Source organism: Paenibacillus pini JCM 16418 (assembly GCF_000576305.1).
In the GTDB taxonomy this organism is placed as follows: Bacteria; Bacillota; Bacilli; order Paenibacillales; family Paenibacillaceae; genus Paenibacillus_AQ; species Paenibacillus_AQ pini.
In genome coordinates this window covers 41,832-61,521 of sequence record NZ_BAVZ01000007.1, presented here as the reverse complement: position 1 = coordinate 61,521, position 19,690 = coordinate 41,832, and the positions used below count along the sequence as shown (strand labels likewise).

Genomic DNA, 19,690 nt, shown 5'->3' with positions numbered 1-19,690 from the left:
CTCCCCATACAAGAAGCAATGACTTCTACAATATGTGCTTAAAAGACCGGTCCATTAAGTTTACGCCAATGTCGATTACTTGTGATTTCATTTCGCACATCTCCTCTTCGGTGAGTTACATAACAAAAAGACCGCATCCTAAAGGTTGCGGCCCTGCACATTCTATTATTTATACACGGGTTTTCCGTACTCAGCTTTCTTCTCAAAAAGAACGGTGTAGGTTTCATCCGAACCATCTACAGAAGGAGCCACCACTTTTTTTAATCCAACCATGGGCAGCAGCCCTGAACTTTTCAGTCCGAGTTTACGAAACGTGGGTCTAGAATTATAACTCACGACGATTCCCCTCCTAACAAATCATGGATCGAATCCAACAACGCTTTATTCATTTCACATAAAGCTTCAAATAAATGCTCAGTCACTTGTACGGAGCCTCTAAGATGGATCGTAAACACATATCTTCTCGCTAAAGGATAACATAAGATATATTCCTTCACAACCGATTTGCGATTTCGTTGACTAAATGTCACATTTCCGCTCGCGTGGACGTCCACGACATGAATAGGTTCCTCGTCCGGCTTCTTATCCACATTCGCTTGAAGTGAATATTCATGCCCGACCTCTCCTATTCCGTCTTCACCCACTTGCTGGATCGTAACTTCTCCTGCTTTAAACAAAGCCGTCCCACTTACCGTGTAGGGCACAGAGAGGAAGGAAACGCGAAGTGCACGACATATTTTATTAAACAAAACGGTATCCAGTGAAGGCTTATGATTCAGTTCTTCAAAGAATCCGATAATCTTTAACAGACGATCCCGCTCATCTTCCGATTCACGTAAAAGTTCGAAGGGATCTGGATTTCTGCATCCTAATTGTTCAATCTTGGCCCCTACTTTACCACAAGCCACTCCAACTGCTGCATTCCAGTTTCGCGGATTATGCTGATAGGTCAGCGTAGTCATCCCTAATAGATCTGACGGGGTCTTGAATCCCTCAATTTTATCTTCATCATGGCCTTCCTGCTCAGGAATATGCGCTGGTATAAGAAAAAATACCCGATCTCTACCCAGTTTACTCCAAAAAAGTCCCATTTCAAATACAGTATTATCCCTTGATGTATAATATAGCTTACCCCGAAAAAGGGTGACATCATCAGGATGAAAAACAAATACTGCGAAATCGCTCTTCTGTATTTGAAGCTCTAAATCTTCCATTGTATAGCGATTTACCTGAAAAACTCCCCTATGCCAAGGTGTCACCTCAGCATAATGTTCCAGTTCTTCTTGGACAGCGTTTACAATTGGAATCGCTTCTTTGGATGAGCCAATAAATACGGTTGGTTTGTCCATAATCGCCTCCAATTAACCCATAATATACCTTTTTAGTAGTATAGCATAGAATTTCATAGAGTTAAGAATACAAAGTTTCTTCTAAACGATGTAACCGATTGACTTCTCCTTCACTCTAATCCATATAAAGACGAAAGGAGCCTATCCTTGAATAATGAACTGAACGTTATTAAAGCCCAGCGTGGCGACCGCCATGCATTCGTATCACTCATGCGCATGATTGAATCTGATTTGTATGGAATGGCTTACTCCATGCTCAGACAAGTAGAGGACTGCGCAGATGTAATGCAAGAATCTATGTTAAGTGCCTATAAATCAATTCATCAACTACGTGATCCGGCTTATTTCAAAACTTGGATATTTCGGATTCTTATTAATGAATGCAACAAGGTACTCCGTAATCGTACATCGACGTATGCAGCAATGAGATTATCCGATATCGCGACCACTAGCGGTGGTTATGACCAAATCGAACTTCATGAGGCTGTACAGGGACTAGAGGAATCTATGCGAACCACAATCATACTTTACTATTTTCAAGATATGTCCATTAAAGAGATTGCGAGTATCCTCGATATTTCAGAAAGTGCAGTAAAAACTCGGTTACACCGAGCTAGAAAGATACTGTTATTACAATTACAAACTGAACAGGAAAAGGAGATGATCATCCGTGAAAACTACTGAATTGGAGCAACTGCTCGATTTAGACAAAAGAAAGATGGGTACCTCTAAAGCTATTCCGACTATGGTACGTACACGTTTGGATGATCTCTATCGAGACTTTGAGAATGGTGAAGTGCATTCGCCAGGAGGACAAGCTAAATCGTTATTTCGTCGTATGCGTAAAACTGCGATCGCCTTAACCGCCACAGCAGCACTCGGGCTCGTACTCGTGGGCAGTGCATTCTTCTCCCCTGTCATGGCTGAGTCTTTGAAGCAAATCCCCATTGTTGGGGGGGTGTTCAAGATTGCAGGAGATTTCGGGCTACAGCAAGCAGAAGACAAGGGATATATACAACAGGGAAGTAATCGTATCCAGCATAAAGACGTAAAACTTAAAATTACCCAAGTGATCTATGACGGTATCCGCCTTGTTATTGCTGTTGAACGCGAGGGAGGCGACCCCAACGTCAGTTTAGATGAACAAATGAAAAACTTTGATTTCACCGTTGACGGTAAAAAAATGGAACCAGCTGCATTTTCTTATATGATTTCCCCAACCCACCATAATCAGAACTCGCTCATCTCCATTAGTAAACAAACGGATAAGTATCAGAAAATTGATGTTACCTTGCCTGATTCCTTTAAGCTCAATCTACAAGTGAACTTAACAGGGATTGAAGAGCCCTTTAATTTAGAAGCGCCTGTTCACAAAGTACCTGTGCCGCATACCGTCTGGAAACCAAATGTCAGTAAAGCTAGCAAATATATTCGGTTTACGGTAGACAAAATTGATCTTTCGCCTGTAACGACACAAATCTTCACCACAGCATCACAGCTCAAATTAAGTGAATCTACAACCTACGCTTACACGAATGGTTTAGAAATTAATAGTCTCAATTACACCGTATTCGATGACCAAGGAAATGAATTGAAAGAGATTAATGGTACTTGGGGAAGAAACGGTACGAAGGATTTAAAGAGACCCGCGACTCGCCAAACGAGTCTAACTCCTTTTCCAAACACGCCGAAATTTATCACCATCAAGCCGTATTTATTACCATCTCACGGGAATGGGTCGTTCTATGATGATGGGAACGGGGATTTTATTAGGGTATATTTACCTGAGCTAGAGGTGACTATACCTGTAGAACAAAAATGAGAAATACAAAGAGAACTGTCACGTGAATGGAACAGTTCTCTTTTCACCACACATAAGTTATTTACCCGAGTATCCGCCCATAGGGACAAAGAATTTATCGGTATCGTCCTTTTTGCTCTTATCTATTGGACTCGCTTCTACCTCTGGCTGCTTCACTTCACTTAGTAAAACCCGGCTACCATCGGCCTAACGATATATTGGCGGGTAAAACATCCTTCTCTGCATGTAACCAGCTTGGCGCCACCATCACTTTTACCATTCGCTTGTTGCTCTTGCAGTTCAAGTTGGAATTCAGGTGTGGATTGGTCACGATTCACACCATGCCTACTATTCTTCTCATTCCAAGAATATCTTTCTGACTGGATACGCACATGAACACGTCCTTTGGTATATGTTTACGTATGAGTTAAGAATACATTAATCACTACAACAATATATATCGGCATATGAGAACGGTTTCATTCGTATTTCAAGATAAATAATCCCAAAATATATTACAAATCCACCATTCCTTACATATACATACCTATCATACCATACTGTCTCCTAAGAGTTGTTATTAAAGTCTCGTTGATTTCATAAGTAGGGATCTCCAAGACATAGTAAAACCTCCGCTATAGTACAGAATAGCGGAGGTTTGCAGCTCATTATAAACAAGTTGCCTGTGTTCCAAGCGGGTATAGCTTATATTGTTCGAGTAAGAATTAAGAAGCTAAGAGCTGTTACTCTTTGACCGCACCCGCACTCAGCCCCTTCTCTACCTTCTCTTGGAATAGAAGATAGACAACGATTGTAGGTAAGATCGTAAGCATGATGCCCGCAAATGTTGGTCCAAGCTGAGACGAACCCTGCTGACCTACGAAAGACATCAGCGCCATGGAAATATTATTCATATTCTGATCGGAGATCAGAATGACATTCCATACGAGGTCATTATAAATATCGAAGAAGCTCAAGATCCCGGCCGTAGATACCGCTGGCATAGCTAACGGCGCAATGATACGGAACAGCATCCGCACAGGACCACAACCGTCCATGATCGCTGACTCATCTAATTCCTTACTGATGCCGCGCATATATCCTGTAATCAGGAATACCGCTAGCGGCATTTCGAACACACCGTATAACACAATCATCAGCGGATAGCTGTTGAAGAGATGCATAGCGCCAATCACTTTAGAAATTGGAATCATCAGTGAGAATACCGGAATCATCAGACCAATAGCAAAGTAATTGTACAGCCATGGATTAATCCGTAGTGGCATTCTCGTAAGTACAAATGCAATCATTAACGCTAATACCAAGCACAATAACGTACCCGGAATGGCATAAATAAAGGAGTTCAGGATTGCACGGCTAATATTCGCATCGACAAGCGCCATTTTATAATTTTCCCAACGCCAGATCTCCGGTAGTGAGAATACGGATTTATTATATATTTCCACATTATCCTTCAGTGAGGAGAAGAATGAATACAGCAGTGGATATAGGAAAATGACAGCGGCTATCAGTGAGAAGACGTAAAGCAGCGTTTTTTTCATCGTACTCATGCCTGCTTCACCCCTCTCTTCTTAGAGCGCTTATTAGGGCTAGTCAGGAAGTTCATCACAACCGTAATTACCAAAGCTGCTACGATCATGAAGGTACCTATACTGTTACCTACACCGAAGTTATTGAACTTAAAGGCTTCGTTGTAAAGGAGTGTGGTTGGTACATCTGTTGCACCATTCGGGCCACCGCCTGAAATAACATAGACCTGTCCAAATACCCGTATCGATTGGGTAATCGCTAGAACAGCGAACACTTTGAACGTTTCCTTCATTAGCGGAATTGTAATCGCATAGAGCTTCTGGAAACCATTCGCTCCGTCCAGCGATGCTGCTTCATAAATATCATCAGGTATGGAAACCAAACCACTTGATAAAATGATCATGTTCTGACCGCAATAAATCCACGCATTCACGATTACAACGGTATATATCGCAAGTGCCGGCTCGCCCAGCCAATCATGAGTTAATCCGCTAAGTCCAACCATGTCAAGCAACTTGTTAACTAGACCATCACTCTTCAATAAAAACTGCCACATCAATCCTACTGCGGTCAGTGGAAGAATAGATGGGATAAAGAAAGCTACTTTAAAGAAACGTTTGCCCCGCATCCGGCTCGTGACAACGAGGGCCAGCGTGAGCGCAATAGGTAAGATCAATATAAAAGATCCAGCGATGAATAAACCTACATTTTTCAGCGATTTATAAAAATTCGGGTTGTCTAGCATCTCCCTATAGTTATTTAAGCCATCAAAAGTCAATGGAACATTAAATATTCCATTCCAGTCAAAAAAGGATTGGTATATCGTCTGAATGGCGGGATAAATGAATGCGATGGTATACAATATCAATCCAGGCAATAGCAAAATCGCAATTGCCCCATAGGTTTTTCTTCTATTCAAGCGATTCCCTCCGTTCGATGCGAAGCTGTGGCCTTGAAACAACAACCGCCGGTACACTGCGCTCCATAAAGCTGCGTTGATGCCGGCGGCTGTGACCCTGTATCATGTAAGCTTGAAATTGATTAATGACTCGAGTCAACGACCTTCTGCACGTTATCAGCTGTTTGCTGTGGAGTGGCTCCCGCAAACATTCCCTGAATTTCGCTGCGTAGCTTATCCTGAAGCGAAGCGATATTATCATACGTCTCGATTTCAGAAAGATATTTTTTAGCCGATTTCTGTGCTTCCATATAGGCCTGAGTTACTGGATCAATCTTAGAAGCATCCATTTCAAAATTCACTGGATACGTTCCGCCTTTGGTAGCTTCAGCAAAATATTTAAAAGTATCGACGGAGGTTAAATATTTAAGCAGTTTAATTGTTGCATCTTTCTCAGCACCCGAGATCGATTTCGATACAGAGTAACCACCTGCTGTTCCAAACCAATTATCCTTATTCTCTGGGTGATCTGCGAAATAAGGGAATGGAATAACACCAATCTGATCTGCTATAGGAGAAGAAGAGATCTGTGCAATCGCCCAGTTTCCTTCAAACAACATCGCGCTTTTACCTGCCAAGAACTGAGCCGTTGTACCATTCGAATCAAGCGTGACAATGTTATTTCCTAGCACGCCTTCATTTTGCCAGTCCTTCATCAATTGGAACAGCTCCACCATATCTGGATCATTCCATTTCGCCTTGCGGCTCACTAGATCTTCGGTCTTTTGGAATCCGAAACGTTTAAAAGACAGGTTATTGATGAGATGACCTCCACGGAAATTTTCCTTATCACCCATGAGCATCGGAACTGCATCAACCGCTTTGAAAGGTTCAACAAGCTTGGACATATCTTCAATGGTCTTTGGAGGCTCTACGCCAGCCTTCTTAAACAGCTCTTTATTGTAATAAATAGCTGTACTACTGTCCTCCATCGGTATCGCATACGTTCCTTTTACATCGGAATACTGCCAACCGCTAAATAACGGTTTGAAGGCATCCTTCCAAGTCTTGTCTTCATCTAGAACAGGTTGTAAATCCATTGCGATATTTTGAGCATAAATTTTGAATGATTGCCCGCCGTAATTCATCCAAATATTTGGGACATTCCCTGTAGCTACTGCTGTTTTGAACTTGTTATTATATGAGGTTTCATCATTAACAGATTCGTTAATAACCTCAATATCCGGATTTTCTGTTTTGAACTTCTCAAGCAGTTCACCAAATGCTTTCGACTTCGCATCTGAACCTGTCAGTCTGGTCATGATGCGTACTTGAGTCTTCGTTTTGCCGTCAGCCGACTTACTGTCCGCCCCGCTATCCGATCCACAAGCAGAGAGAACGAGAGAACATACTAACGTGACGGCTAGTGCAACATGTGATCTTTTCATTACTTTCATAGGTTTCCGCTGCCTCCTTAAAGTTCATGCAAGATGCTTTAATATTTAGGATTATAAATGGTAGCGGTTTCAAAACGAATGTAATATAACGACTTCATCGGTAAAATTATGACATTGTGACTCATCGACATATTCAAAAAAAACTGCTACATCAAAAATTTGGAAGGCGGAACATGATAATGTTTCTTGAAGCATTTACTGAAATAATGGGGATCAGCGTACCCAATCTGCTCTGCAATGTATTCCACATTCTTATGACCATCTAGCAGTAACTGTTTAGCTTTATTCATACGGCAGAATGTTACGTATTCGGTTATGGACAGCCCACTTTCCGCTTTGAAAATACGGCTGAGATAATTCGAATGAATATACAGCTCTTGAGCAATGGCCCCAAGATCCAGTTCAGTATTGCTATAGTTCGCATCAATATATGCCTTTGCTGCCTCAACCAGTTTCACCGCAGGTGACTGCTTCTGAAATCCCGCTCTTGAAAAGAAGGTGCCGAAACGTTCTACAATCCAGGCTTCGATCATTGAAGGCGTCTCCAACTGCTCTATGACCTGTGCTGTATTTAGCGATGTCGCTTCCTCTTCCGTCATGTCCATTTGCTGTTCTTCTGCATATATGTTTAAAGTAGCTATCAATTCATAGACGATAAAATACATTTGATCGAGATGCGTAGGCTGTTCATTGAAACGAGCAAACAAATCCTTTATCCGATTAACCGCTTGTTCCACACGATTTAAGCGCAAGTCGATCAGTAGCTGCTCTCGAATGCCTTGAAGCTGAAATGCTTTCCACTCCGATGGAAGCTCCTCGTATCGGATCATTCGATCACCACCATATACGGCTTTATGACGCATCGAAAGTAGCGCTTCCCGGTATGCTCGATCAATCGTTTCGATATGACCAACACGGCTAACACCCATCGTTAGGGTCATTCCTGCTTTTTCCCGGAGGCTTGTCATGAGCTCTTTGCATAATTCCTGTACGACTGTATCCTCACACTCCCCCTTAACTGCTTTATCACGTAAGGGTAAGAAAATAACAAGTCGTTCCGTATCGTCAAATGTGACGACACAGTCATTTCGTAACGCCAAAGTTTCTATCCAGCCTGCATACACGGACGCCATATCTATCTTTAGATTGAGTTCATGTATTCTAATCGGTTGATCCGGCGTAACCACGAGTACAATGAGTTCAGAGCCAAGTAGTTCTGAGGCATAATTTCTCAGACCTTCCATTCGCTGTTCCTCATTTATTAATTGTGATTGTTCAAGTAACCGGCAAAGAAAATTTCTTTTCCCGAGCTCAGAGACTTCAGCCACATTTGCCTCCAAAATCATGGTCCGATCCATCATATTCTGTCTTTCATCGATTAATATTTTCACTTTGGATAACGTTTCTGCTAGCTCCTCCATATCAATCGGCTTTAAAATATAATTGACCGCACCGAGTTGAAGCGCCGTACGTACATAATCGAAATTGCTGTATCCCGTAAGAAATATAAAATGGATGTCCGGATACTTTAAACGTGCTCTTTTGGCAAATTCCAGTCCGTCGATCATAGGCATATTAATATCCACCAGCACGACTTGAACTGGGGTATTTACCATATCCAATAACTCCAACGCTTCTTCCCCGTCGCCGGCTTCTCCTGCCAATTCAAAACCCAGCGTATCCCACTGAACGAAACGTTTAATTCTTTCACGGATTAAAAATTCATCATCAACGACTATCGCCTGAATCATGTGTGAATCCCTCCATATCAAGCAATGGCAGAACCGCTGTAACGGTCGTACCTATGCCATATTCACTGCTGATCTGCAAACCGTATGCGCTTCCAAAATATATTTTGATCCGTTCATCTGTACTCTTCACACCAAATCCGCTTCCATCCGCTGAATGCTGGCGTAAAATGTCGTTCAATTTCTCGGGCTCCATGCCGATTCCATTGTCTGTGACACTAAGAATTAAGCAACCCTTCGCTTCGTACACGCTTATATCAAGCTGCCCTTTATCCCGTTTAAAACGTAGTCCATGATACACAGCATTCTCTACCAATGGCTGAAGTAATAACTTAATCGTTGGATACTCAAGCACACTTGAATCCACTTCGAAATGGCTGCTGATCCGATCTCCATACCGAACTTTCAGAATGTCCAAGTAGTTTCGAGTAATATTCAGCTCATCCGCCACCCGGATAATTGGACTTCCTTTGCTTAACACACCTCGGTAAAATGCTGCTAGCTTCTGGACTAGGGTCACGATATCTGATCCTCTTTCCAAATCAGCCAATGCGCTGATACTCTCTAGCGTGTTATACAGAAAATGGGGGTTGATTTGCGACTGTAAAGCTGCAAGTTCAATTTCCTTCAGCTTCTTCTCATCTTCAACAATCTGCTCCATCAACAACTTGGTTCGATTAACCATTTTGTTGAACTCCATACCCAGAGCACCAATCTCATCCCTAGTCTCCACATCAAAGACAACGTCGAGATTACCCTCCTTCATTTTCTTCATGGTACGTTTCAGGGCTAATAATGGCCGCGTAATAGACCTCGATGTTATCGAAGTTAGGGCGGCAGCAAGGGCAATAAACAGCAAGCAAAGCAGTGAGAACTGACGTATCAAAACTTGATTATCCTTCGTGACTTCGCCGACAGGAACAACGCCTAATATGACCCAATCTAGCTTTGGAAAATAACGAGAGACGACAATTTGCTTCTGTCCATCTACCTTGTAAATGTCGCCTTCCTCATGACCCATCACCCAAGGGAAATAAGGCTCACTCGCTACAGATTGATATATTCTTGACTGATTGCTATCAGATATAACGACTCCTTTACGGTTCACGATAAAAATATTTCCGCCTTTACCAATCGATATATTCCGATACTGTTGATTCATGCTTTTTTCATTAATCGACAGTTGGATGAGCCCAATCGGGAGACCAGTCTTCGATGAATAGAACTTCTGATAGAACGAGATCACGTTACGATAACCGTCTTCGCGCTTGTAATTGGACAACGTTGTGTCTAGCCATTCCGAGCCAACACCAGCCATCGAAAATTTCTTTTTATATAGAGCACTTGTATCCGAAATGTCTCTCTCTACACCGGAACTATAAACTCCACCTAATTCATCGTAGACGATAACCGAGTCAATTAATGTCTTCTCTGTAAACCCAAACAATGCGTTCTGCATGCCAATCTGATCATTATAATAAGCGAGGTAATTGTTCGGTTTCGGTTTACTGATAATCTCCTGCACTTTAGCATCCGTAATGGCCATCTGCGCGAAGGTTTCGGCTTCGCTCATGATCATATCTAGTTTCTCGGAAGCTAAACGTAAATTCTGCTCCATATTCACAATTGATTTATTAATCAGGATTGTAGAGGAAATGAAATACGTTGTAACTGCCAATAAAATAAGGAGTACTGCGAATAGCCAAATATAAGCAAAGGTGATTTTGCTACTGATTGATCCGGGCAGGAGCCGGTGCTTCCATTTATGCAGTATCATAAGCTCACCTCCATACAACCACAACAAACCGCTTCCGAGCGGAATGTTTATCCGCCCGAGAAGCAGTTTGATCTCGTTGTTTAATTTTGCCCTTCGCCCTATGAAATAGGATTGTTATTTCAAATCTAGCACGACCATCTGATGCCCCTTCAGTACTGGTACCGTATATTGAATGTGTCCATCTACGATGTCATATGCCAATGGTGTTTTCTGTGGAGCAAGATAGACACCAGCAATGTCTTTACCTGGCAGATGTAAATCCACCTTAACATCATGCACAGGCAAGATGTCCTCAATAATCTCTACCCCTTGTCCACGACTAACAGGTGACGCGTAGAGCAGATGATTTACTAGACGCTTCTGACTCGTTTGATGCTGGAGGGTCACTACACCCTGTGCTGGCAGATTCGTTGAAAGTGTAGGTTCTGTCAATAACATGCGCATACACTGATGGATAAGCTCCTTAACAGGAAGACTTCCCTCCACTGCGTAATCTTCGAACACATTCCAAGCAATATAGATGCTATTACAGGTCTGGACTACACCTGGACTTTCATCTTCCTTGCGGAAGGTGAATGGCGTATGCTGATGTCCACTGAACTGGAAGGCTTTACGGTTAAAGTAAGGATCTACGCGTTTCGCCAGTTCCGTTCCGCCTTCCGTAAGCTCAATGCGCTGACCAACTGCCTGAATGAGGAAGTTAGCATGACCTAAATTTGCAAGTTCAAACGATGGACGGAAATAATCAGGTTTAAACGTATTCACACCCAAATGACGAACCCCAAAATCCATCACAAATTGCTGCTCTTGCCAATCCATACCCGACTTGCCTGAAGCAAGGATTTTACCGCCTTGCGCAGTAAAGTTCTCTAGCTTCGCTTGCAGCTTCTCATTCACTAAAACATGGTCTGGCATAATGATTAGCTTGTAAGCGTTGAAGTCCGAATCCATATCAACTACATTGAACAAGAATTTACCCTCAAGCAGCAGACGAACTGCGCCTGCGTCATATTGGTTCGTAAACATCGCGGAACCATGTTGCTCATAACCAGTACTTTCTACCGATAATAATGCAACATCAGCAATATTCACCGTGTTCTCACACCAAGCTTCCTTTGCCTCCACTTCACTGTAAGCAGCGCCGATCAAATCATACGTCGCAGGGTCCATCAGACCTTCTGGATGCAAATGATCTCCAATCGAGCAGTGTGCTCCATGCGCCAAACTCAGCGCAGTTTCATAACGGAGTGCATTCGGATGCTTGTATCCACCGAATTCTCCCCAGAACTTGTGGAATTTTCCTGTCATGCCCAGGAAATCCACACCCAGCGGCTGTACATAACGTGCCGATAAAGGGAAGTGATCATAGCCCCAACCCGCTGTAGGCAATGACTCTAATTCTAGATGCGTATTTACATCGATCAGATCACGACGACCATGTGGGAAATGCCCGGAATTTTGTGTAACTGGCATATCGGGTTTGATTGCTTGAATTGCTTCACGGATACGTTTCGCATAATTAGCGTATACCCGCTCCCCTTGTTCAGCTACATGCTTCTCGTTAAAAGGATCCTTCCCTTCAGCAAGCAACTGGTTTAGACATGTTGGACAGTAACATTTCCGTACACCAACGATATCTAGGAAGATTCCATCCGCATCATATTTGCGTACCACTTCTTCTGTTTGAGCAATCACATGATCTAGATAAGGTGTATTTAGGCAAAACTGATGCCACCCTGGGACCATGAATCCATCGACCCAGTTCGTACGGTCTTTCTCATCGCGCATCAGCCACTCGGGATGAATACGAGCCATTTTTTCTTCAAAACCTACAGATATATATACAGGTGTCTTCACATTAATTTCATGTGCAGCCTCAATTTGCGCGCCTAATAAATCAAAATCTAAATTTGGATGCTGGTCATTCACTTCGGACGGAAAATAAGCCCAACCATGATGACATTTAGCAAAAACCGTAATCGAATCTACATGGCCACGTGTAAGCATTTCTTGGAACTGCTGTTTGGAAAATTGTGTACCAATTCCCGGTATGTGTTCGGATGTGTGAAAATCAAGATGGACCTGTCTAAAACGCATATGTTGTCACTCCCTAGGATACTAATGTTCTGAATTGGCCTTTAGTGTATCATGGAAGTAGATATGTGTATTTGAATGGTATTCCGTTGTTTATACGTCATTCCACCAACATGATGAAGGGTGATCAGGAACATGGCAAGCTTAAGCGAAGCATCCCCCTACATCCGTTCTGCTCACCGCTGGGTTTATGATGGCGGAATTCATGAGCATACAAGGTTTGGGTATGCCTATGCGGTGCATTATTTCACAGCCGGAGCCGGCAATATTATGGTTGATGGCAAGCTTTATAAAGCAGAGAAAGGCACTCTAGTACTCATAAGGCCGGGACAGGTACATTCTTTCCATCCAGCTGCCAGGCAATCTCTTGAAGCATACAATGTTTATTTTGATCTCTGGTCCGTTCCAACAGATCAGCAGCCTCGATTTGTTTTCGCCCCGCAGGAACCAGATCAACAGTACATGACCCTGACTCCTTCCTGCCCCGAGCTTGATCATATTCCGGTCTGCACATCTATGGCTGCAACTTCACTACCCGCTGATTGTCTGCATCAGCTCTGTCAGATGGAGTATCTGACTTATGGAGAAGAGATAGCCTCTAGTCTAATGCGCGCTATCCTTCTATACTGGGCAGGCAGCATTGGTAATAATCAGGTCAGTGATTACCGCATAACTCGCCTAATGGAACAGATGGAACTCTACCCAGAGACAGCATTTCATATTGAGGATTGGTGCCGTCAAACAGGACTACAGAAATCACAGCTATACAAACTGTTTCATACGGAAGCAGGCATGTCGCCTATGGCTTATCAGTCCAAGATGCGGCTTAAGAAGGCCGCTGTCCTGCTACTGGAGACGAGGCAAACCGTCACGCTAATTTCGGAGCATCTTGGATATAGCTCCATTCATCATTTTTCCAAGCAATTCTCGTCCGTTTATGGACGTAGCCCAACCGAATACAGACAATTAAATCGAATGGATACTGGGCAAGGCGACTCCTGGTTTAATGAGCATATAAAAAATAACCATCCATTATCCACAAAAGGGTAACGGATGGTTATTTTCAATTTACTTTGCTCTATTGAGCTTACAAGAATTCCTTATTAATGAGAGGGGTTCTAGAATGGAGCATATTGATTGGATCTTATATGGCTTGCTTATATATTCATCCATGCCGGCTTCCATACAGCTCTCCCGGTCGCCTTTAAGTGCATTCGCTGTAACTGCCACAATGAAAGGACACTGATCAGGCGGAAGAGCTGCCTTAATGGCCGCTGTTGCTTGGAAACCATTTAGAATTGGCATTTGAATGTCCATAAATATGATATCGAAGGTTGCTGTGAGTGCTGCATCAACGGTAGCCTGACCATTATTGGCAATGGATACGATATGACCTTGCTTCTCTAACATCTTCTTTAGCACGATTTGATTAATTTCATTATCCTCACCAATTAGAATATTCAGCGATCTAGCAGGATAATGTTCCCCGTCAGGACAATTCCCTTCGTTATGATAGGTCCCATCTTCCTTAAAAATAACGGTAAATACGAAGGTTGCTCCTGGCTCTTCATTCTGCTCCACATAGATGTTACCACCCATGAGCTCGATCAATTTCTTACTAATAGCTAGTCCAAGACCTGTTCCTTCATAATTACGTGTCATGAAATTATCCACCTGTGAGAACGGCTCAAATATATAATTGGTTTTGTCAGGTGGGATGCCGATGCCTGTGTCAATGACTTTAAATTCAAGCTGAATCCAATTTCGTTGCTGCGACAGCTTATTCACCTGTATTGTGATTCCGCCGTTTACCGTAAACTTAAGCGCATTGCCAACAAGATTCATCAGTACCTGGTTAAGTCGTTTGGGATCACCAATCAGAGTAGTGGGTACATCACTGTCCACCGCAGATATTAATTTCAAATCCTTCTCACTAGCAATAGCTGAAAGAACATCAAATGTTTCTTCAATACAAGCCCTTACGTTCATCGGCTCCTCTTGAAGCTCGGTCATACCTGATTCCACTTTGGAAAAATCCAAAATATCGTTAATAATCGTAAGCAGCGTCTCTCCGCTCTTACGAATAATTTCAACGTATTCTCTTTGTTCACTGTTCAGATCGGTTGTCGTTTCTAACAAGTCCGTCATACCGATCACACCATTCATAGGTGTCCTGATCTCATGACTCATGACTGCTAGAAACTCACTCTTCGCCTTATTCGTATGCTCAGCGGTCTCTTTGGCAATGATCAGTTTCTTATGCTCTGTAATATCCTTGGCAATAATATAAAACCCTACATTTTCATTACTGATAATAATAGGAGCTATCGTTGTCATAACCTCAACTTCATGGCCATCTCTATGTCTAAAGGTGTTAATATTATTCTCTACCGATGCATTACTCAAAGACTCGGATAAAATTCGGTACAGATTCCCCTCACCAATAAAGTGTGATGAATCCATCCCAACCATTTCACTCACAAGATATCCAGTCAGCTTTTCAGCCATGACGTTGGAATTGACAATCTTTCCTTCCAGATCAAGTGAAATAACTGCATCATGATTATATCTTTTAAGAGAAGTATAGCGCTCGACGGATTCCTGTAACTTCCGTTCAGCTATCTTTACAGATGAAATATCATTCACCTGAACAATTAAGCATTGTGGAATTTCTTGCTCATCCCTCATTAAAGAGACATGAGTAGATGCCCAACCATCTTCTCCGTTTTTCTTAATATAACGTGTCTCGATCCTTACTTCGGATTGATCCATATCAGGGTTAAGTAATATTTCAAGCGGATTTGGAGTATGTGCTGGATCATTTGGATGAACCACGTCAGTAACATGACTTTGCATCAATTCATCCTTCGTATAACCCAAAATGCTGCACATGGCTGGATTTACTTGTAACCATTCACCATCAAAAGAGATGAGTGCAATACCAAAAGGCGAAATCCTATATACATGTTCATACAAAGCATAAGGGTCTGCTTGAAAATTACCCATATTGTGCCTCCGTCCGTTATGATCCCAATTGTCGATCTATGTAAAATTGTAACTTAATCATACCATATCACATGATTAATCTTAATGTCCTACTTATCCTTGCAGATAGACAGACGTATCCTCTTACTATGCTTTAAACAGCAATCAACTTTTCTGAATCATCACATATTTTAATATAAAAAATAAACCGCACACAAAGTGTACGATTTATTTGAAACATTCTTCTAATGTACGGAGCGTATCAACCACATGCTCGATAAGCTCTGGAATATCATCCATCTGATCTTCATTGATTTTACGATTAAATGTCAGTTCTGCGGTGATGTTACATTGAACAGGTTCTTTCCCGTACATACAGCTTACAGTCTGTACAAGTGTAAGATCCGGCCAATGCTGCTTCATAATCTTTTCAATTTTATCGCATTGTAAAGGCTTACTTAACCCTTGTCCTACTTGGCTAGGAACCACTTCCATGTCGAAACGAATCACCAGCTTACAACCCGGTGACTGATCTTTCATCTCCAATATCTCTGCTGCCAAATCTTGAAGAGAAGCCATCAGCCGAATTTCCGCCTTAATCTCTCCGCCATGGATTAGCTCGAACTGAAGTGCGAATTCGCGCGCCATGACGGACATTTCCATACGATCCGTTCGATTCGTAATTCGGATGATGCCATCCAAATTATCTAAATCGTACAGTTGGTTCTCCAATGCAACTTTCAAATTCTCAAAGACAGTAGGATCAAACATCTGTCTTGAACTTGAGACCGATTTGCTGGCGAGCATCTTCCATCACTTCTGCAACTGCTAGTGAATGTGCGAGGGAATTAATCTTACTATCCCGCTTGCCGCGCTGAATCAGTTTCATAAATTCCTCTAATTCATAATACATAGATTCATGGGTTTGGAGCTGTGTCAGTTCCTCCACACTCCCATCTCTATACTGAATTTTCACATCATAGGGCTGATTAATCCGGTCAATGACCATCGTTCCGTTCTCGCCCTGAATTTCTGCCGGAAGGAAGGAATCCGATATCTTCGAATGCATAACGACCGCATCCATCTCCGGATAGCGCATAACCATGCTTCCTTCTCCATCAACGCCAGAGGATAATAAAGTACCTACCGCATGAACGGATTCGGGCTTTCCAAATAAAGTCACCATCGGATAAAGGCAATAAGTACCCAAATCCATCAAAGATCCATTCGAATATTCGGGATTGAACGCGTTTAGAACCGTACCTTGTTTAAAAGCATCATAACGCGAGGAGTATTGACAATAGCTAGCAAAATAACGACGAACTTGTCCTATTTTGTATAAATTGTCTTTCATCACTCTGAAGTTTGGCATTAATGTAGATTTCATAGCTTCCATTAGCAGAACATCGTTACTGCGCGCAGCGTCAATCATCCGCTTCATTTCATTTGCATTGGACGCCATGGGCTTCTCGCATAGCACATGCTTACCATGGTTCATGCATATGATCGCTTGCTCCGCATGAAATGAATTCGGACTCGCAATATATACCGCATCCACTTCGCCGCTGGACACCATCTGCTGCACATCCGTGAATACCTGCGGCTGCTGCTCATACATTGCAGCGAAAGATTTCCCCTTCTCCTCTGTACGTGAATAAACCGCCGTTAGTTTAAACTCATCATGCTCCGCAGCAGCCTGCAAAAATCTCTCCGTAATCCAGTTGGTGCCAATTATACCGAATCGTATCATCGTGATCTCAGCCTCTTTCTGTCCTGTTATCGCTTTGATACATTCTCTCATTCTGAGTGGCTCATGTCTACTTAAAACCCGAATAAAGCCCATCCTCTATTCATTATATCGTTCGTCATCCGCGATACTTTGGATATCATCTGAGCTAATACTAATATAGGTATAGTCTTCTTCCTGCTGCTTACGTAGTGCACGTTCTTTATAGAACTTGGGACTGCCTTCCCCCGCATCTTCATCATATAGAAGCACAATACCGTCCGTTTTCCGAAATAATAAATCATCTCTTGCCTTAAGCTGCCATGGCCCTTCATAAGGCTGTTTGCTCACCGATGCATAATAATCTAGCCCTTTTATAATTTGATGAAAATATTCTTTCTTATCGTCCTTCCATTTATCTTCAGGATTCAAATACGCTGCAATAATGGAGCACTTTAAATGAGGATAATCTTGTTTCAAGAGAATCGCTACCTCCATGGCCCATAAATCCACACCGTATTGACCGGGAGTAATCACCCATTCCAGCCCTTCCTCAATGAGGGAAATCAGCTTGGTTCGTATGGCTTTTTGAATGTAGGCAATGCCTTATGCTTCTGGTCAAAAATATTGAGTTCATGTGCACGATAGCCTGTAACCAGACAATTCTTCATAGTATCAACACCTTAAGTGGAAATTCATTGGAAAGCCACGACTTAATGGCTCTACCCATCATACCGTGACTTCCATGTTCATTACCACTATGGTGCAAGTTCAGCATACCTAATCATTAACACTCTTCGCACTGAGTAGTGAATTCAGCTGCTCAAGCAGATTACCTCCACCCGTCAATGAAATGGTTCCAATTTTCTCACAAATCTTCTCAAGGAACTCAAGCTCCTTCAGACGATACAGCGTACCGTTCTCATCCATGAGCTTCGCAGTATTCAGCAAACTACGCGTTGAAGCAGTCTCTTCACGACGAGTGATCATCGTAGCCTGAGCTTTCTTCTCAGCGAGTAGCACCGTGTTCAAAATATCCTTAATATCACCTGGCAGGATGATGTCCTTAAGTCCTGCAGATAGAAATTGCATACCATATCGATCACTTTGTTCATTCAAACGCTCCAATACAAAGGTACCAATCTCCTGCTTCATCCGGAGCAGATCATCCAGCTTCAACGTACCTACATATTCACGTAAAATGAGCTGGAGCAGAATATACAATTGATCCTCGTAATGCTTGATCTCCAAAGCTTGAAGTGGATTCACAATTTTATACTGGCATACAAAGTTGAGGCGCAGCGTCACCTTGTCTTCAGTCAATATTTCCTGACCTGTCATGTCGAGCTGCTGCTGACGAAGATCTATCGTTTTAGCCTGTACGGAAACGGGCCCCTTCCAGAAGTAGTATCGACCTGGACGAAGCTCTTTTTGTAACACGTTGTTATAGTATAGAAGCGCCATTTCGTGGTTTGCCACCTCAACCGTCTGATAGTAACCATTGATTCTAGGCAAAATCGCTAAATCAATTTCAGGTCCAAGCTCTGGAATTCGAATATCAGCCGTAATAAATGTATGCTTCTTAAGTACATTCCAGAAAGCGTAAGTCCCCGCTGTGAGTATCGAAACAAACCGCCCATTTTCATAATGAAATGCCAGTTCATGATCCTGTACTTCAACTAGCGTCAGCTTACTCATCAGTATTTCATCCTGAGTAAACAGGTGAATATCCTTGCCTGGTACAGCAAAAGGCTTCGTCATATTTAGCACTTCTACGCTATCATCAGCCATTATAAAGAAACGGTACGTTCCTGGCTGCAAAAGCTTTACATAGCTACCTTTTCGGAACAGCAGACCACGCTCATCTTGTTTGATCGTTATTTTTTTAAACATCGGTATTCCCCCCATATGAATAGATATGTATGTAGTCATCTGCAAGTTGGTTGTGATTTGATTTGATTTGATTTGATTTGATTTGATTTGATTTGATTTGATTTGTAAGTAACCTTCTGATTTGTAGTGACCTTTCATACAGGAACTCTCCTGCAAGGCCATGACGGAATCCAGTTTGAGAAAAGAGGACATCTGCCCCTTATGCATAGAATTCCACGACCTCTCAAGGATCAACTTCTCCTGATTTCGTGCCGCTTGCTTCGCCGCATTCGAACAAATTACTCTACTCGGTATCCACCGATTACAAAGTCATGTCTCGCAGTACTCGGCATACATTTCATGCCGAGTATTAGAATTCCTGTGAGAGGCCTCTTGAAGTTGTACCCTTAACCTACAAAAGGTTGTTTTTCT

The 19,690-nt window shown here is 42.4% G+C and carries 16 protein-coding genes and 1 pseudogene; 3 read left to right on the top strand and 14 right to left on the bottom strand.

The window, feature by feature from the left end:
- Window positions 1–165: 165 nt before the first annotated feature.
- Together JCM16418_RS24960 and JCM16418_RS11780 are read right to left on the bottom strand one after the other, a co-directional pair.
- Window positions 166–336 carry a hypothetical protein gene (locus JCM16418_RS24960; protein WP_156327218.1) on the bottom strand — a complete coding sequence of 57 codons (171 nt, stop codon included), beginning with the start codon at window positions 334–336 and terminating at the stop codon, window positions 166–168.
- Window positions 333–1,349 carry a TIR domain-containing protein gene (locus JCM16418_RS11780; protein ID WP_036649029.1) on the bottom strand — a complete coding sequence of 339 codons (1,017 nt, stop codon included), beginning with the start codon at window positions 1,347–1,349 and terminating at the stop codon, window positions 333–335. Before JCM16418_RS11780 ends, JCM16418_RS24960 begins: the two co-directional genes overlap by 4 nt.
- Before the next feature lie 147 nt (window positions 1,350–1,496).
- Here JCM16418_RS11780 and JCM16418_RS11775 point away from each other — a divergent pair, with 147 nt between their 5' ends.
- Together JCM16418_RS11775 and JCM16418_RS11770 are read left to right on the top strand one after the other, a co-directional pair.
- The gene (locus tag JCM16418_RS11775; protein ID WP_036649027.1) at window positions 1,497–2,033 is read left to right on the top strand and encodes an RNA polymerase sigma factor; all 537 of its coding nucleotides are present in this window, start codon (window positions 1,497–1,499) and stop codon (window positions 2,031–2,033) included.
- Entirely contained in the window at window positions 2,020–3,171 is a 1,152-nt protein-coding gene (locus JCM16418_RS11770) for a DUF4179 domain-containing protein (RefSeq protein ID WP_036649021.1), read from the top strand. Before JCM16418_RS11775 ends, JCM16418_RS11770 begins: the two co-directional genes overlap by 14 nt.
- 161 nt (window positions 3,172–3,332) lie before the next feature.
- On the opposite strand, the gene JCM16418_RS24635 is transcribed toward JCM16418_RS11770, so the two are convergent.
- The 7 genes from JCM16418_RS24635 to JCM16418_RS11740 all read right to left on the bottom strand — a co-directional run bounded on the left by JCM16418_RS24635 (window position 3,333) and on the right by JCM16418_RS11740 (window position 12,678).
- Complete coding sequence (locus tag JCM16418_RS24635) at window positions 3,333–3,542, bottom strand: hypothetical protein (protein WP_148298793.1); 210 nt, start codon at window positions 3,540–3,542, stop codon at window positions 3,333–3,335.
- Window positions 3,543–3,893: 351 nt separating this feature from the next.
- Window positions 3,894–4,721: a carbohydrate ABC transporter permease gene (locus JCM16418_RS11765; RefSeq protein WP_036649017.1), complete on the bottom strand. Its 828-nt coding sequence runs from the start codon at window positions 4,719–4,721 to the stop codon at window positions 3,894–3,896.
- Window positions 4,718–5,620, bottom strand: coding sequence for a carbohydrate ABC transporter permease (locus tag JCM16418_RS11760; RefSeq protein ID WP_036649013.1), 903 nt, complete (start codon window positions 5,618–5,620; stop codon window positions 4,718–4,720). The genes JCM16418_RS11765 and JCM16418_RS11760 overlap by 4 nt, the downstream gene beginning before the upstream one ends.
- Window positions 5,621–5,742: 122 nt before the next feature.
- Window positions 5,743–7,056 carry an ABC transporter substrate-binding protein gene (locus tag JCM16418_RS11755; protein WP_036649011.1) on the bottom strand — a complete coding sequence of 438 codons (1,314 nt, stop codon included), beginning with the start codon at window positions 7,054–7,056 and terminating at the stop codon, window positions 5,743–5,745.
- Window positions 7,057–7,202: 146 nt separating this feature from the next.
- Entirely contained in the window at window positions 7,203–8,807 is a 1,605-nt protein-coding gene (locus tag JCM16418_RS11750) for a response regulator (protein ID WP_036649008.1), read from the bottom strand.
- Entirely contained in the window at window positions 8,785–10,581 is a 1,797-nt protein-coding gene (locus tag JCM16418_RS11745; protein WP_036649006.1) for a sensor histidine kinase, read from the bottom strand. The genes JCM16418_RS11750 and JCM16418_RS11745 overlap by 23 nt, the downstream gene beginning before the upstream one ends.
- Window positions 10,582–10,695: 114 nt before the next feature.
- Window positions 10,696–12,678: an alpha-amylase family protein gene (locus tag JCM16418_RS11740; protein ID WP_036649004.1), complete on the bottom strand. Its 1,983-nt coding sequence runs from the start codon at window positions 12,676–12,678 to the stop codon at window positions 10,696–10,698.
- Window positions 12,679–12,810: 132 nt separating this feature from the next.
- Between JCM16418_RS11740 and JCM16418_RS11735 the strand changes: the two genes are divergently transcribed.
- Window positions 12,811–13,725 (top strand): helix-turn-helix domain-containing protein, encoded by a 915-nt coding sequence (locus JCM16418_RS11735; protein WP_052020228.1) that lies wholly within the window; start codon window positions 12,811–12,813, stop codon window positions 13,723–13,725.
- 18 nt (window positions 13,726–13,743) lie between these two features.
- On the opposite strand, the gene JCM16418_RS11730 is transcribed toward JCM16418_RS11735, so the two are convergent.
- From JCM16418_RS11730 to JCM16418_RS11710, 5 genes and pseudogenes are all read right to left on the bottom strand, one after another.
- On the bottom strand, window positions 13,744–15,681 hold the full coding sequence (locus tag JCM16418_RS11730) for a PAS domain S-box protein (RefSeq protein WP_036649002.1): 1,938 nt from the start codon (window positions 15,679–15,681) through the stop codon (window positions 13,744–13,746).
- A 207-nt stretch (window positions 15,682–15,888) separates the two neighbouring features.
- Window positions 15,889–16,431 carry a hypothetical protein gene (locus JCM16418_RS11725; protein ID WP_036649000.1) on the bottom strand — a complete coding sequence of 181 codons (543 nt, stop codon included), beginning with the start codon at window positions 16,429–16,431 and terminating at the stop codon, window positions 15,889–15,891.
- Window positions 16,424–17,410, bottom strand: coding sequence for a Gfo/Idh/MocA family protein (locus JCM16418_RS11720; RefSeq protein ID WP_036649353.1), 987 nt, complete (start codon window positions 17,408–17,410; stop codon window positions 16,424–16,426). The genes JCM16418_RS11725 and JCM16418_RS11720 overlap by 8 nt, the downstream gene beginning before the upstream one ends.
- A gap of 96 nt (window positions 17,411–17,506) precedes the next feature.
- Window positions 17,507–18,057, bottom strand: a pseudogene (locus JCM16418_RS11715) (SLOG family protein).
- A 109-nt stretch (window positions 18,058–18,166) separates the two neighbouring features.
- On the bottom strand, window positions 18,167–19,279 hold the full coding sequence (locus JCM16418_RS11710; RefSeq protein WP_036649350.1) for a slipin family protein: 1,113 nt from the start codon (window positions 19,277–19,279) through the stop codon (window positions 18,167–18,169).
- Between the last annotated feature and the right edge of the window lie 411 nt (window positions 19,280–19,690).

Excerpts from the sequence above, each read along its gene's own strand:
- JCM16418_RS11735 (WP_052020228.1), top strand. The coding sequence starts at position 12,811 with ATGGCAAGCTTAAGCGAAGCATCCCCCTACATCCGTTCTGCTCACCGC.
- JCM16418_RS11720 (WP_036649353.1), bottom strand. The coding sequence starts at position 17,410 with ATGATACGATTCGGTATAATTGGCACCAACTGGATTACGGAGAGATTT.
- JCM16418_RS11780 (WP_036649029.1), bottom strand. The coding sequence starts at position 1,349 with ATGGACAAACCAACCGTATTTATTGGCTCATCCAAAGAAGCGATTCCA.
- JCM16418_RS11730 (WP_036649002.1), bottom strand. The coding sequence starts at position 15,681 with ATGGGTAATTTTCAAGCAGACCCTTATGCTTTGTATGAACATGTATAT.
- JCM16418_RS11725 (WP_036649000.1), bottom strand. The coding sequence starts at position 16,431 with ATGTTTGATCCTACTGTCTTTGAGAATTTGAAAGTTGCATTGGAGAAC.
- JCM16418_RS11745 (WP_036649006.1), bottom strand. The coding sequence starts at position 10,581 with ATGATACTGCATAAATGGAAGCACCGGCTCCTGCCCGGATCAATCAGT.
- JCM16418_RS11765 (WP_036649017.1), bottom strand. The coding sequence starts at position 4,721 with ATGAGTACGATGAAAAAAACGCTGCTTTACGTCTTCTCACTGATAGCC.
- JCM16418_RS11710 (WP_036649350.1), bottom strand. The coding sequence starts at position 19,279 with ATGTTTAAAAAAATAACGATCAAACAAGATGAGCGTGGTCTGCTGTTC.
- JCM16418_RS11740 (WP_036649004.1), bottom strand. The coding sequence starts at position 12,678 with ATGCGTTTTAGACAGGTCCATCTTGATTTTCACACATCCGAACACATA.
- JCM16418_RS11755 (WP_036649011.1), bottom strand. The coding sequence starts at position 7,056 with ATGAAAGTAATGAAAAGATCACATGTTGCACTAGCCGTCACGTTAGTA.
- JCM16418_RS11750 (WP_036649008.1), bottom strand. The coding sequence starts at position 8,807 with ATGATTCAGGCGATAGTCGTTGATGATGAATTTTTAATCCGTGAAAGA.